Annotated in this window: 4 protein-coding genes; 1 reads left to right on the top strand and 3 read right to left on the bottom strand. The window is 36.4% G+C overall.

All coding sequences use genetic code 11. The features are described 5' to 3' along the window. The first annotated feature begins 23 nt into the window (after positions 1 to 23). Positions 24 to 2,474 carry an endopeptidase La gene (gene lon, locus DK442_RS20065; protein ID WP_109437672.1) on the top strand — a complete coding sequence of 817 codons (2,451 nt, stop codon included), beginning with the start codon at positions 24 to 26 and terminating at the stop codon, positions 2,472 to 2,474. 103 nt (positions 2,475 to 2,577) lie between these two features. Here the strand turns inward: lon and DK442_RS20060 are convergent, their stop codons facing one another. The 3 genes from DK442_RS20060 to DK442_RS20050 form a co-directional block, all read right to left on the bottom strand. Then, complete coding sequence (locus DK442_RS20060; RefSeq protein WP_109437671.1) at positions 2,578 to 4,518, bottom strand: OmpA family protein; 1,941 nt, start codon at positions 4,516 to 4,518, stop codon at positions 2,578 to 2,580. Positions 4,519 to 4,530: 12 nt separating this feature from the next. Further along, entirely contained in the window at positions 4,531 to 5,448 is a 918-nt protein-coding gene (locus DK442_RS20055; RefSeq protein WP_109437670.1) for a type IX secretion system membrane protein PorP/SprF, read from the bottom strand. A gap of 69 nt (positions 5,449 to 5,517) precedes the next feature. Next, positions 5,518 to 17,046, bottom strand: coding sequence for a gliding motility-associated C-terminal domain-containing protein (locus DK442_RS20050; RefSeq protein ID WP_109437669.1), 11,529 nt, complete (start codon positions 17,044 to 17,046; stop codon positions 5,518 to 5,520). Positions 17,047 to 17,469: the final 423 nt, after the last annotated feature.

Genomic DNA, 17,469 nt, shown 5'->3' with positions numbered 1-17,469 from the left:
CAAAATGACTTTGATATATACTTATGGCGAAAACCAAATTTACAACACTTGACAGTTTGTCATTTCAAGGAATAGAAGAAGATGCAGAGTTAATACCTTTGATGACTCCTGAAGATGAAGAAGAAATAGACAAAGAAGATCTACCAGAGATATTATCTATTTTGCCTTTAAGAAATACGGTTTTGTTTCCTGGAGTTGTTATTCCTATTACAGCCGGGAGAGATAAATCTATTAAACTTCTTAACGAAGCTAATAATGGAAATAAAACAATTGGCGTAGTTTCTCAGAAAGAAGAAGGAATAGAGAATCCATCTTTAAAAGATATTAATAGAGTAGGAGTTGTAGCTCGTATTCTAAGAGTCTTAAAAATGCCAGATGGCAATACTACTGTTATTTTACAGGGTAAGAAACGATTTCATATCGATGAAGTAGTAGAGGAAGTACCTTATATAAAAGCCAAAGTAAAAGAAGTTCCCGAAGCGAGACCAGCTAAGGAAAATAAAGAATTTAGTGCGATAATAGACTCGATTAAAGATTTGGCTCTAGAAATTATAAAAGAAAGTCCAAACATTCCATCAGAGGCTTCTTTTGCCATTAAGAATATAGAAAGTAATTCCTTTTTGATCAATTTTGTGTCTTCTAATCTTAACCTTCCTGTAGAGGAAAAACAAAAACTATTAGAAGTTAATGATCTAAAAGAAAGAGCATTAGCTACTTTGAAATATATGAATGTAGAGTTTCAGAAATTGGAACTTAAAAATGATATACAGAATAAGGTTCAGCATGATATGAGCCAGCAACAACGCGAATATTTCTTACATCAACAGATGAAAACTATCCAGGAAGAACTTGGAGGAGTTTCGCATGAAGATGAGATTGAAGAAATGCGTATGCGAGGTAGAGATAAAAAATGGGATGAGGATGTAAAAAAGCATTTTGATAAAGAACTCGCCAAAATGCAGCGTATGAATCCGCAGGTAGCAGAATATTCTATACAACGTAATTATTTGGACCTATTTCTTGATTTACCATGGAATACGTTTAGTACTGATAAATTTGATTTAAAGTTTGCCAAAAAAGTTTTAGACAGAGATCATTATGGTCTTGATGAAGTAAAACGCCGTATTATAGAATATTTGGCGGTGTTAAAACTTCGTAATGATATGAAATCCCCAATATTGTGTTTATATGGGCCTCCTGGAGTTGGTAAAACTTCTTTAGGGAAATCTGTGGCAGAGGCATTAGGAAGAGAATATGTAAGAATCTCTTTGGGAGGATTGCGCGATGAAGCAGAGATTAGAGGGCATAGGAAGACTTATATTGGAGCGATGCCAGGTAGAATTATCCAAAGCCTTAAAAAAGCAGGAACTAGTAATCCAGTATTTGTTTTGGATGAAATTGATAAACTTTCTGTTGGTAATCAAGGAGATCCTTCTTCTGCGTTATTAGAGGTTTTAGATCCAGAACAAAACTCAGAATTTCATGATAATTTTCTTGAAATGGGATTTGATCTTTCTAAAGTAATGTTTATTGCTACTTCGAATAGTTTGAGTACAATTCAACCAGCGCTTCGGGATAGAATGGAAATTATTAATGTTACAGGATATACGATTGAAGAAAAGGTAGAGATTGCTAAACAACATTTATTACCTAAACAATTAGAAGAGCATGGACTGGATAAATCTCATATCAAACTAGGAAAAGCACAATTAGAAAAAATAATAGAAGGCTACACCAGAGAATCAGGTGTTAGAGGATTAGAAAAACAAATCGCTAAAATGGTACGATATGCTGCCAAGAATATAGCGATGGAAGAGGAGTACAATATTAAGATTAGTAATGAAGATGTTATAGAAGTTCTTGGAGCGCCACGACTAGAACGCGATAAATATGAAAATAATGATGTTGCAGGAGTTGTAACCGGTTTGGCCTGGACGAGAGTTGGAGGAGATATATTATTTATAGAATCTATTCTTTCTAAAGGAAAAGGAACCTTAAGTATAACAGGGAATCTAGGTAAAGTAATGAAGGAATCTGCAACTATTGCGATGGAATTTATTAAAGCAAATGCAGCCGAATTAGGTATTAAACCTGAAATTTTTGATACTTATAATGTACATATTCATGTTCCGGAAGGAGCTACCCCAAAAGATGGTCCAAGTGCAGGGGTAACTATGCTTACTTCTCTGGTATCTTTATTTACGCAACGTAAAGTCAAGAAAAGTCTGGCAATGACTGGTGAAATCACATTGCGAGGAAAAGTACTTCCGGTTGGCGGAATAAAAGAAAAGATTCTTGCAGCAAAAAGAGCACACATAAAAGAAATATTACTTTGTGAAGATAATAAGCGAGATATTGATGAGATTAAATCAGAATATCTAAAAGGTTTAACTTTTCACTATGTGAAAAATATGGAAGATGTTCTAAAAATAGCCATAACGAATACTAAGGTTAAGAATGCTAAAAAACTTTAAGAAGTAATTATTAATAAAAAAAGCCCCAATATGAATATATTCATATTGGGGCTTTTTTTATATCCTTACCTTAAAATTACTTCAACATTAGGAGAAAAGAAATTTACATTTTGATAATAATAAATTCTGATCTTCTGTTAAGTTGATGCCTGGCTTCTGAACAAGGGGTATCATCAGCGCATTCATTTATGAGTTGAGACTCTCCATAGCCGATAGCACTTTCAATTCTATTGGCTTCAATTTCTTGTGAAATGATATATTTACGAGTAGATTTTGCTCTTCTATCCGATAATTGTGCATTGTAATCATTATTTCCTCTAGAATCTGTATGAGACTCTACTTTTATAACCATATCTGGATATTCTTTCATCAAAAGAACTACTTTATTTAGCTCTGAAGCAGCGTCATTCCGTATAAAAGATTTATCTAAATCAAAATAAATGATACCGATTTTTATTTTTAGAACACCATCTTCTTCTACAATAAGCTTATTTACTGTAGATAAAGTAACAGGTACGTTAGTTTCTCCAGATTTTTTATTTGTTATTGCAGGCGTAGTGCTTGGTTTATATCCTGTTTTTTCGGTCTTTATTTCATATGGAGTATTACAATCGACTTCATAATTAAATGAAAATTTACCTCCAGACTGACTTTGAGTCTCTTCAAGTATTTCTCCATTCTCAGAAAGTAAAGTCAATTTAGCACCACTAATAAAACCTTTTGTAGTAGCATTAGATACTACACCAGTAATAGTTTGATCGCATACTTCTATAGGAGTTCTCTCAAATGAATAAATATCATCATCTCCTTTTCCTGATTTTCTATTAGAGCAAACATAACCTTTATTAGTGTTTTCATCAACTATATACCCAAAATCATCAAGATTACTGTTTAAAGGCGCACCCAAATTAACAGGAGTATCAAATGAATATTCATATTTACTCTCAAAAACATCTAAACCACCTAATCCTAAATGTCCATCAGAAGCAAAATAAAGAGCATTGTCGGTAATATAAGGAAACATTTCTCTCCCATAGGTGTTAATATTAGGTCCCAGGTTTTTGGGTTGAGAATAATTGTTATCACCGAGAATATCTACTACAAATATATCTGTTCCTCCTATAGATCCAGGCATATCTGATACAAAGTATAATTTTTTACCATTTTTACTTACTGTTGGGTGCCCTACAGAATACTCATCACTATTAAAAGGTAATTCTTGAACATCTGTCCATTCAATTTTTTCACCTCCTTCAACAATTTTTGCACTATATAATTTTAAATGATTAATGCCTTCATCATCTCTACCCAAATCACCATTAAAATTATTCCTGGTAAAATAGATTGTTTTTTCATCTGGAGAGAATGCTAATGTTGCTTCGTGATATCGGGTATTTAATTCTCTCGAAAACTCCTCAAGAAATTTAACATCGGTTTGAGCGGGGTTAATTTCTCCTAAAAGCATATTTAGAAAAGGTTGCTCGTTCCAATGATAATTTCTGGTGTGATAATTTGAAGTATCGACTGCTGATGAATACACAAGTTGATCTTTAAAATACATGGGTCCAAAATCAGAAAATTCGGAATTAATTTCCAGGTTTTTTAATGTAAATTGTGGTTCAAGGTCCAGCACATCTTCAATGCTTATTTTTTCTTGAGAGTACTTCTGAGCTCTTGGGTCTTGATTATTAGCTTTTTGAGAGAACTTTTTCATCCATTTTTTGGCAGAACGATTATCATCAATTCCCTGAAATGTATGTGCATATCTAAATAAATATTCTGCTTCGACATTATCTGGATACTCAGATAGTAGTACGTCATACCATTTATGGGCCTCTTCCATATTAGTATTAAAATAATATGCGTCTCCAGCTTTTTGAAGTACTTCTTTAGACTTATCTCCTTTTTCTATCGCTGCTTCATATTCTTTTGCAGCTTCGATATACCACATTTTGTCAAAGAATTCATCCGCTCTTTTGTGTTTTTTTTGAGAATAACCAAAAAGAGAGAGTAAGATTAGACTTAGGGTAATTATATTTTTCATACACTATACTTTTTAAAAGAATCTTGGTGATTTTAATCGTTTTTCCTGTGATTTAAGCTCGAATCTTACCATGATTTCATGACTTCCTGTTGTAAATTGTTGCAATTCTGTCGTGGTATAATCAAAAGCATAACCTATAAGTAATCCTGGAGTAACTTGAAAACCTGCGAGAGCACTTACAGAATCATCCCATCTATAGGAAGCACCAAGCCGTAAACGATCATAAAACATAAAATTAGCAGATAGATCAACAATAAGAGGAGCTCCCACTACATGCTTTACTAAAAAAGCGGGTTTAAATTTTGTTTTTTGACTAAGATCAAAAACTAAACCTCCTATAAAGAAGAAGTGTAATCTTTCTGATGCTACAGATTGTTGAATATCATCATAATGGTCGTCTGTAAAAAAGTTAGGTATAGAAACTCCTAAGTAGCTTTTTTCACTATGTAAATATAACCCGGCACCAACTGTTGGAAAAAACTGATTATTAATATTTTGTTGAAATAGAATATCCGGGTTCTGTGATTGACCTTTTGTCCAATCAATGTTGAATAATCTTCCTCCTCCTTTTACTCCAAAAGAAAGTCTATGAGTTTCTGAAGCTTTTATAGTATATGAGAAATTTAGATCAAAATAGAATTCATCAGATGGACCAATTTCGTCATTTACTATGGACAAACCCAATCCAATTTTTTTACCTATCGGACTGTCAACGGTTAAGGTTTGTGTTCTTGGTGCTCCATCAATTCCCACCCACTGTGATCTGTGAATTCCTGTTACAGTCATATGACCTCTAGAACCGGCATATGCAGAATTAACACTTAATGTATTATACATATACTGGGTAAATTGAGGATCTTGTTGCCCAAAAACGCAGTATGTGGACGCGATCATTAAAATCCCTAATATTTTTTTAGTAATTATATTCATGTTCTGATTTGATTTGGTTTGGAGGTACATCAAAATGGATATACCTCCTTATAACTTTATTCTAAAAATTTATCTGTTTAAATAAACCCAACCGGCTTTTGGTTTGGTACCATCTCCAAGATCCAAAATATAGTAATATGTACCTACGGGTAACTTGTCTTCGACATAGATTACGGCTCTTCCGTTTGAGGTACCATCCCAAGAGTTATCATAACCGTCTTTTTCAAAAACAATATTTCCCCATCGGTTATAAATTTCAAGTCTATTATCTGGATATTGCGAAATACAGTCAATACTAAAAGTATCGTTTACTCCATCATTATTAGGTGAAAACTCATTGAAAACGGTTAAACACTGTGTTACAACAAATGCTTCTCCAGAGTCATTATCTGTATTAATATCAAATTGATCTAGATCAAACAAAGAAGCTACATTGATATAATCATCTATATCTAATACTTCTGCAGTTATAGTTAATGTTTCGGTTTCATTAGTATTCACTGTTGGAACAATCCATAGACCTGAGACCTGGTTATAATCACCAGATGAAGCAGAGGAAGACACATAACGATATCCTGTTGGTAGTACATCTTGTATTTGAACATTAGTTGCAACGTTAGTATTACTATTATTGGTTGCTGTAATGGTAAACATCACTTCTTCACCTATAGTAACATTTACTGGGCTTACTATTTTGTCAACACCTATATCAACAAATTGTGGAGTAACAACCACAGTGGATTCATCATCATCTGGTATACCATCAGCAAAATCATCGTTATCAACTCCAGAGGTAGTATCACTATCAGGATCTGCTTGATCAGATCTGGTGATTTCTGCTATATTAATATACTCATCAGCTGTATTCGTAGGTTCATTTACAGTTGCGAGAATAATTAAAGACTCAGTTGTACCATTTAATATTGTACCATTAATAGACCAAATTCCGGTAGTACTATTATACAACCCAGCGGTCGCTACAAAAGAAACAAAAGTATATCCGATCGGTAATTGATCGGTAATTTCTACACCTGTGGCATTACTATCTCCGCTATTAGTCACATTAATGACAAATTCTACAGTATCTCCAACCAAAGGAGTAGCATTATTTACTACTTTTTCAATTGATAAATCAGCAAGACCAGAAGGCATTGGGTTTACAGTATCCTGATCATCTTCAGAATCTACATTATTATCTGGGTTAGAATCTGGATCAAAAGTGTCTAGCGCAATTAATTCTGCAGTATTAGAATAACTACCAGTAGGTAATACAGTTACTGTAATCGTAAGAGTTTCTGTAATACCATTAGCGAGGTTTCCTATATCCCAAGAACCTATGGTTTCATCATAAATACCAACCGAAGGGTTTGCACTATCAAACATATAACCAGAGGCTAGTACATCTTCGACAACAATTCCTGTTGCATTACTAGGTCCATCATTAGTTATTGTTATTGTAAATGTAATTTGATCACCAACAGCAGGGCTCATCACATCGACTGCTTTTGTAACAGATATATCAGTAATTACTCTTGGGAATACTTGAACTTCTTCTTGATCATCTTCAGCTAAGATGTCATTATTTGGTGTTGAATCCGGGTCTAATTCATTAACAGCAGTTACTTCTGCTACATTAGTATAATTTCCTAGTGTATTAATAGAGACAGTTATGTCAATACTTGTTGTTGCTCCAATTCCTAAATTTCCGATAGTCCATAAACCAGTGCCAGAATTATAATCACCTCCACTAGTATCTGAAATCCAATTAAACCCAGAAGGAATAGGGTCAGTTACAACAACCCCGGTTGCTTCACTCGGTCCATCGTTAGTTAGTGTAAGAGTAAATGTGATATTATCAGTAACATCTGGGGTGGTATTATTAACTGTTTTTGTTAGAGATAAATCAGCAACAGGAATAGGAGTAGTACCAATAGTACTTGTATTATTAGGAATATTTGGATCAGTAGCCAAATTATCTGAAGCTGTAATTTCTGCTATATTGGTATATACACCTGTTGGGTTAACGGTTGCAGTAATCGTTAGTCTTTCGATATCTCCTTGAATAAGCGTTCTATTCACTGTCCATAATCCAGAAACATCATCATAGACTCCAGCTGTTGCTTCATAAGAAACAAAGGTATATCCTGTGGGTAACAAATCAGTAACTACAATATTTCTGTCACTGCTTAATCCTAAATTCTCTAATAGAATGGTAAACTGAATATCACTACCTACTTGTGGAGTTGCGTTATTTACAGATTTAGTAACTCTTAAGTCAGATACTGAAATAGGAATAGGTTCTATAGTGACTTGATCATCTTCTGTATCATCATTATTTGCAGGGGTAGAATCAATATCGTTTTCTGTTGCATCAGTAACTTCAACAACATTGGTATAATCCCCCATTGCCAATACATTAGCGGTTATTGTAAGTGTTTGAGTAACACTGTTAGCAAGATTACCTATTGTCCAGGAACCATTTAATGGTTCATATGTTCCAACGGTGACGGTAGAACTTACGTACTGATATCCAGAAGCCAATAAATCGGTAACAACAACATTTGTAGCATTACTAGGACCATCATTGGTTACTGTCATGGTAAAGGTAATAGTTCCACCAACATTTGGTGTTAGATCATCTGCTATTTTGGTTACAGAAAGATCGATTCTAGGTGTCAATACTGGTGTTACGACTACTTCATCCTGATCATCTTCTGCTAGGATATTGTTGTTTGGTGTAGAGTCTAAGTCTAGTACCCCAGAAGCAGTAACTTGTGCAACATTTGTATAATTACCGGTTTCATTTACCAAAACATCTATCAATAACGTTTCTGTATCTCCACTAGGTATTGTACCTATATTCCATATTCCTGTAGTTTCATCATAAACACCTGCAGTAGAACTATAGAGTACAAAGTCATATCCATTTGGTAAAAGATCGGTTACAGATAATCCTGTTGCAAGAGCAGGTCCATCGTTGGTTACTCTGACCTCAAATGTAATTTCAGTACCTGTAAATGGCGTAATATCATTATCAACAACTCTTTTAATTAAAGATAAATCTGCGACATCTAAATAATCAATTCTCACTTCTGCTTGATTAGAAGGGTTTCCATCATTATCATCTACGGTATAAAATATTGGTGTAGGATCAGTTATAAATCCTGGATCAGGATCAAAAGATAATGTTTGTGTTGCAGGATTGTATGTCCAGGTTCCTTCTCCTGTAACAGTAAACTCTGTTACATCACCATCACCATCTGTGATAATACCAGTTGCACCTGTGGGTGGAATTAAATTTACTCCATTTGGATCTAAGGTACCATCCGGATCACTATCATTAGTAAGTATTGTTATATCTACAGTATCGCCCGGAGTATTATTTAAATCCTCATTATCAACTGCAACCGGCGGTTGGATTGCATAGTCAATAGTTATAGTAGCCGAAGCAACGCTTATTTCTAGGTTGTCTGAATCTATAATATTGTAATCTATGGGAGTTGGATCACCTGTAAATCCTGCCTCAGGTGTAAATGTTATTTGTCCTGTTGCTTCGTTGTATAGCCAGTCACCTTCATTAGGAACAGTAAAACCGATAGTTGTAAAATTGGCACCGATTACAGGACTGGTTGCTGTGATAGGAATCACTAAATCCACAAAAACATCAGTAGGCACAGGAGTGCTTCCATCTGCTAATACATCATTATTAATGATATTAAGTGTTACCGAATTATTAGTTACATTATTAGAACTATTATCATCATTGGCTACAGGAGGTGTAGGTGTATATCCTACAGTTACAGTTGCCAGATTGGAAGTATTTCCATCATTATCATCTACGGTATATGTTACTGAAGTAGGGTCACCTGTAAATCCATCTTGCGGGTCAAAACTAAGTTGTCCTGTAGTTTCGTTATACGACCAGATTCCTTGTCCTGGTACAGTAAACTCTATTACATTGCCATCAAGATCTGTTACGATCCCTGTTGCTCCTACAGGAGTTGTAAGGTTTATAGATGTAGGGTCTATAGTTCCATCGGGATCATTATCATTACCAGTAATAGCTATACTCACGGTCGTTCCTGGAGTATTTCCTGTATTGGAATCATCAACAGCTACAGGAGGTTGCTGATAGGTTACTGTGATCAAAGCAGTATCGGTTTGTCCATTGTCCAGATCTGTCATTTCGTATGTGATCGGAGTAGGGTTACCGGTAAAAGCAGGTTCCGGATCAAAGGTTACAATCCCTGTTACAGGGCTGTAGGTCCAATCTCCTTGCCCAGGAACATTCAATGTCGTTTGTATTCCAGGAGTTCCTGGATCTAAATCGATAGAAACATCTGTAACATCTGGAGTAGTTCCATCAGCCAGCGTATCATTATCTAATATAGATACATCTGTATTATTTCCTATAACAGTTGCAACCGTATTCGTATCATCATTGGCTACAGGAGGAGTAGGTGTATATTCTATATTTACAGTAGCAAGATTTGATGTGTTCCCATCATTATCATCTACAGTATAGGTAACATCGGTTGGATTACCCGTAAACCCATCTTGCGGATCAAAGCTAAGTTGTCCTGTAGTTTCATCATATGACCAGGTTCCTTCTCCTGGAACAGTAAATCCAATAACATCTCCATTCAAGTCTGTAATTACATTTGTTGCTCCACCTGGTGTAGTAAGATCGACTGTTGTCGGGTCAATAGTTCCATCGGCATCAGTGTCTCCTGTAAGAATTGGTACATTGACTGTATCTCCAACAGTATTCGCCAAACTATCATCATCATCTGCTACTGGAGGCTGTTGATAGATCACAGTAATTAGTGCTGTATCTGTTTGATTGTTATCCAGGTCAGTTAATTCATAAGTAATTGGTGTTGGATTTCCTGTAAAGGCAGGAATAGGATCAAAGGTTACAATCCCTGTTACAGAGCTGTAGGTCCAATCTCCTTGCCCAGGAACATTCAATGTCGTTTGTATTCCAGGAGTTCCTGGATCTAAGTCGATAGAAACATCTGTAACATCTGGAGTAGTTCCATCAGCCAGCGTATCATTATCTAATATAGATACATCTGTATTATTTCCTATCACAGTTGCAACCGCATTCGTATCATCATTGGCTACAGGAGGAGTAGGCGTATATTCTATATTTACAGTAGCAAGATTTGATGTGTTTCCATCATTATCATCTACAGTATAGGTAATATCAGTTGGATTACCCGTAAATCCATCTTGCGGATCAAAGCTAAGTTGTCCTGTAGTTTCATCATATGACCAAACACCTTCTCCAGGAACAGTAAATCCAATCACATCACCGTCAAGACTCGTGATTATATTTGTTGCTCCACCTGGTGTAGTAAGATCGACTGTTGTCGGGTCAATAGTTCCATCGGCATCAGTGTCTCCTGTAAGAATTGGTACATTGACTGTATCTCCAACAGTATTCGCCAAGCTATCATCATCATCTGCTACTGGAGGCTGTTGATAGATCACAGTAATTAAAGCTGTATCTGTTTGATTGTTATCCAGATCAGTTAATTCATAAGTAATTGGTGTTGGATTTCCTGTAAAGGCAGGAATAGGATCAAAGGTTACAATCCCTGTTACAAGGCTGTAGGTCCAATCTCCTTGTCCAGGAACATTCAATGTCGTTTGTATTCCAGGAGTTCCTGGATCTAAGTCGATAGAAACATCTGTAACATCTGGAGTACTTCCATCACCAAGGGTATCATTATCTAATACAGATACATCTGTGTTATTTCCGATTGGAGTTGCAACAGTATTAGTATCATCATTTGCTATAGGAGGAGTTGGAGTATATTCTATATTTATGGATGCCACATTGGATAAATTACCGTCATCATCTCTAACTGTGTAGGTAATATCTGTTGGATTACCGGTATACCCTGTTTCTGGAGAAAAGCTTAATAATCCAGTGATACCATTATAACTCCATGTCCCTTCACCCGGAACTATAAATTCTATTACATTTCCATTAAGGTCAGTAACGATTCCTATCGCTCCGCCTGGGGGGATAAGATTTACCGTAGCTGGGTCAATAAGCCCATCAGGATCATTATCATTAGTTGTAATAGGTAAATTAACTGTTGTTCCGACAGCATTAGCTAAGCTTTGATCATCATTAGCAACCGGAGGTTGTTGATAGACAATAGTGATAAGTGCTGTATCGGTCTGATTATTATCCAAATCGGTAAGTTCATAAGTAATCGGCGTTGGACTGTTTGTGAATCCACCTACCGGAGTAAATGTAACTTGTCCGGTTCCTGGGGTATACACCCAGTCTCCTTGAGTAGGAACATTAAGTGTGTTCTGTATTCCAGGAGTAGTAAGGTCTAAATCCACATCTACATCTGAAGGGTTTGGTGTACTTCCATCTGCTAATAAGTCATTATTGATAATGTTAAGTATTGTAGGATCATTAATAGGAGTAGGAGTCAAATTAGTATCATCATTGGCTACTGGAGGAGTGAACGTGTATTCAATATTAACTGTCGCAACATTTGAAGTATTACCACTATCGTCTCTTACGGTATATGTAATATCAGTTGGGTTGCCTGTAAAACCAGGTTCTGGCGAAAATGTAAGTTCACCTGTATCATCATCATACGCCCATGATCCTTCTCCTGGGACTGTAAATCCAATCACATCACCATCAAGATCTGTAATGATACTTGTTGCTCCAACCGGAGTATCCAGATCAACACTTTCTGGGTCTAAAGTTCCGTCACTATCAGAATCATTATTAAGAATGATAACAGGTACAGGGTCTCCTAGAGTATTATTTAAACTTTGATCATTAACTGCAACAGGAGGATCATTTGGTGTAATCGTTACAGTAGCTTCATCTTGATCATCTTCTCCAGGAACATCATTATTTGGTGTTGAATCCGGGTCAAACTCATTGCTTGCCGTAATTTGAGCGGAGTTATTATAAGGCCCTGTAGCATTCACAGTTGCATCAAATGTAAGATTTATAGTGGTTCCGTTAGGGACATTTACACCGCTCCATGTTATGGATAAATTACCAGCATTATAAAGTCCGGAGTTGCTTACTGTACCTGGAACTAAACTATACCCTGCAGGTATAATATCCACAACTTCAACTCCTGTGGCATCAGAACTTCCGCTCGTATTATTATTAGTGATCGCAACAGTAAATGTTACGGTTTCACCAATTTTTGCAGCAGCTGGTAAGACTGATTTGGATAATTCTAAATCTACTATAGGAATAATTACAATAGTTACTTGATCAGATCTGGGATCACAACTCCCATTGGTAACAGTCCATTCGAATATATAAGTTCCTGCAATGGTACTTGTTACATTGCTATTTGGATTTGTATTATCATCGATGTTAGCTACATTTGGACCTGAGACTTGAGTCCATCTTCCTACTGAAGGTGGGGAGGCAGCTGTAGCACCTAAGGTCACAATTGAGAATTCAGGTAAATTTTGATCTGGTCCAGCTTCCGCTATGATTGGATCAGAAACGACGGTAACTTCCATTATATCGGTTGATGTACATCCTCCACCAACTGTGGTCCAGGTAAATTCATATGTTTCTGGTGCAAGATCGATAACCAGACTATTAGGGTTATTGGGAGCTGTAATAATAGGCCCCGCTGGTCCGCCGGTTTGAGTCCAGGTACCTGTGCCACTTGCAAGGGGGACAGCATTTAAGAACGTTTGCGTTTCATCACAAAGATTTTGATCAGGTCCTGCATCTGCAGGAGTAGGAGGAACTCCGGTAAATGTTAATGTTACAGTATCGGATTGAGGATCACACAGATTTGGTGATACGGGATCTGTAAAAGGACTGGTGTTAGAGTAAGAAACTGTCCATGTTAGTACATAAATATCATCAATACCATCATTACCAACATCACCAGGAACATTAGATAAAATAGTTTGTGGATTATTAATATCGTTTATTACTACAACTCCACCTGAAGGATCGTCTCCAGGATTTGCAAAAGACCATGTTCCTTCAGCAAATTCTGGTAATGTAGCATTCAGTTGAGTATCTTCTTGACATGCATTAGTTTGATCAGAACCAGCGCTGATTGGTCCTCCAAAGACCTCTATTCTTACTATACTAGCTTTATCGGTACAATTATCAATAGAGTAATTCCATTGTAGAATATATACACCAGCTTCACTCAAGCCATTTAATGTTGCATTGGGATTATTTATATCCCCTATTGGAATAGAAGCTGTACCAGATGGTTGTTCTAAGATGCTCCAAGTAGCTGTAAGCCCTGGATCTGCAGGCGGTGTACTCCCTGCTAATGTGATTGAAGTAGTATCATCACTACAAATAAAACGACTCGTACCCGCTATAGGATCTACCGAAGGTCCATCACTTATTGTAATAATAACCGTATCTGTATTGTTACAAACATCTCCTGGAGCAGTATAATTAGTTTCGAATTGAAATTCGTAAGTATTACCAGGAATAACTGAAGCATTTGCAGTATTACTACCCGGTGAAGATTGATTAATGGTTGATACGGGGGCACCATTAGCAACTTGTGTCCAGGTTCCTGTAGTTCCTGTAGTAGCTTCTAGAAATACACTGGTTACTTCACATAAATCTTGATCAGGTCCTGCACTAGACGGAGCATATACATCTATCATGACATTTTGTGATGAGGTAGGGCATAACGGATCACCGGTTACTGAGGATATTGGAGAACTTGAAGTAACAGTCCAATTAAAAACGTATGATCCTGTCGTTAAACCAGAAACATTAATATTATTATTGCTAGGATTATCTATGCTAGGCGTATTTGGACCCGATACCAATGACCATACTCCCGACTCTGTGATAGGGTTCAATAAGGGATCTGCTGTAATAACTGCATTAGTAGTCGCGCAAATCACTTGATCTCCAGCTGGAATGTTTGCCACTGTTGGAGGAATTCCTACTACAATAGTAACTTGATCTGCCGGGCTCGTCACCGGACAATCTTCGAAAGAGATAACCCATTCAAAAACATAAGTTCCATCTAAAAGATTAGAGAATGTAGCGGTTGGACTATTTTCATCATCTACAGAGAATTGCCCACCAGAAACTAAATTCCATGTTCCTGTACCTCCAGCCGGTGCTGGAGTAGCATTCATATCAAAAGATAATAATAATGGATCTAAGCATAATTCTTGATCTGGTCCTGCACTTACGCTTAGATTGGTGTCAGCTATTACTACCTGAACATCATCAGAAGTACTAGCACATCCATTAGGAGTAGGAGCAGTATATTGTATCGTCCATGTAAATATATAGACACCATCCGAAGGGACAGTGGCAACAGCATTAGGTTGTGTTGCATCCGGAGCAAAAGTAACTCCAGCAGCAGGTGAAACGGTCCATAGCCCTTCTTCGGGATTAGGCGTGGTAGCAGGAGCATTTCCTGATAATGAAACATTTGTAGTTCCTCCAGCCAAACATTGATCGACTCCGGCAGCGGCAGCTGTAGGCGATATATCTGCAGAAGTGGTTATATCTACTGTGTCAGTAGCAGGAGCTAGTGTACAAGCGGTATTATCTACAATATCTAAAGACCAGGTAAGTGTATAGGTCGTAGAAGGTGAAGAAAACCCAGAAGCTACTGCATTTGGATCATTTATATCAGAAAATGTTATCCCGGGAGGACCAGTCCAGGTTCCAGTCTGAGCGGCGGAGCCTGCATTTGCAGCTAGCTCTACATTAGCTCCAACACAAATATCAATTTGATCAGGACCTGCGTCTACAGGATTATTACTTATTGGTGAAACTTCAATTATTACTTCATCTGTTATAGGAGGTACACAATTAGGTCCTGCGGTTACAGTATATCTAAATTCATAAGTACCAGGAATCATACCTGATAAAAGAGGATTTTGTGCATAAATATCAGAAATAGTAGCAGTATTTGGACCAGATACTTGTGACCAAACTGATAGTTCTTGTGGAAGAATAGGACTTCCAGCAAGGGTTCCGCCTACCTGACCACATGCAAAATCTTGATTCACACCAGCATTAGCTCCACTAGGAGGGGCAGATATGATTATATTAATGGCATCATTAGCTTCATCACATCCTGTTAGCTGATTTCCGGTTCTTCTTCTTCTGAAATTAACGGTGTATGTACCAGGAACGTCAAATATATTAATTGTCGTTGGACTACTTACCGCATTTTGGTATGAAGTAGGAAATGAAATAGCAGAAGCGCTTGGCCCACTAATGATGCTATATTGAGTGTTATTACCATTAGTAAATGTAAAAGGAACATTTACAGTAGTGTCTCCACATGGAGCAACAATATCATTTCCAGAATTTACAACAATATCTATTACACCTACATTATAACGTACTCTAGCGGTTGCTACTTCTGTACAAAGTGTTACATTATTAGTTATGGTATAGGTAAATGTATAATCTCCTGGAGATGCAAGACCTGTTATTTGAGTAGTGCTATTCATTGGACTTACAATGGTAGCAGGAGGACCTCCAGTTTGATTCCATTCTACAGTTTCATTAGTAAAATCTGGAGTAGAACCTACTAATGTGGTTTCTGTAATCGAAGCATCACAAAACCGTTGATTATTATCTTGTATTGTCGCAGGTGTAATATCCTGCGTTGCAGGATCAATAACAATATTAACCGTATCACTACCCGTTGCACAAGGTCCGACAACATTCCATCGAAACGTATACGTTCCTTCTATAAGATCAGAGACATTGGTATTAGCACTATTAGGATTTGTTATGGATGGAAACGAAGGTCCGCTAACGAACGTCCAGGTTCCTTGTTGCCCATTAAGATTATTACCTCCAAAAGAACCATTTAAATTTGTGGATCGACTTACTGTATAACATTGATCTAAACTTTGGTTAGGCCCTGCATTTACAGGAATTTCACCACCATAATTGGTAACTGTAATATCTGAGGAAGAACTACACGAAGAAACAGAATTTGTAATCGTCCATCGTAATGTTGTACTACCCGCATTAGTTTCTGATAGGGTTATAGGAGTACTAGCTGAATTTGGTAAACTAATAGATACACCAGCGCCATTTCCTCCCACTATTGACCATTGTCCTGTTTCATTAATATTCCCAGGACTATTTCCATTAACAACTATAGAGCCTGTATTATCAGGACATGAAGCTACATCTGTACCAGCATCTGCAATGGTTATTGGGTTTACCACAATAGAAACAGTTTGAGATGGGGTATCACCATTAAAACATTCTGCAGTATACTCAAATTCATAAGTATTACCAGCAATAAAACCTGTTATTATAGGGTTGTCTATTGTAGGATCGCTAATGATAACTGTTGGCCCAGCAGTTTGACTCCATGTTGGACCACTGGCATAAGTGTCAGGACTACTACCTTGTAATTGCATTGTATCATTGATACATATCGTTTGGTTTAATCCAGCATTGATGGTACAACTTTGGGATTTGACGGTAGTAACCCCTGCAAAAAAGACTACTAAGAGTACACAAAATTGTAAAAACAACTTATTTGTTCTAGTTAGCAATCGACTTGGGATTTTCTTTTTTTCGGTTAAGTAAAATTGTTTCATAAAATGTAATTAGAAAACTGATGGTAAAAAATCTTATTTATGTTTCGTCAAAGAGCGTATTTATTCCTTGAGAGTTTTGGGTATAAACAAAACTCTTTAAAATACAGGGGGTATGTTTTTTGACAATGTTTGGGGTTTATTGTAGTACCGTATAAAAATAACATAATTTTAACACTCTTGGATACGGCTAAAACGTAATATTTTTAAGGTTTTTCCTAAACTCTTGTTTTTTAGACTATTATCTGGTTTTTAGATGTGTGGGACATCAAAATATTAAAGAATTATTTTAAAAAATGATGCTGTACTAAATATGAAAAAAGGAGATTTCTTTTTTAGAGAAATGATTAGAGATAAACTATGAACTCTTAACACTATATATAATGATTGAAGAAAAAATGAAAATTAAATTTTATAGAACCATGT

Source organism: Aquimarina sp. AU119 (assembly GCF_900312735.1).
In the GTDB taxonomy this organism is placed as follows: domain Bacteria; phylum Bacteroidota; class Bacteroidia; order Flavobacteriales; family Flavobacteriaceae; genus Aquimarina; species Aquimarina algiphila.
This window is presented reverse-complemented; position numbering and strand designations above follow the sequence as displayed.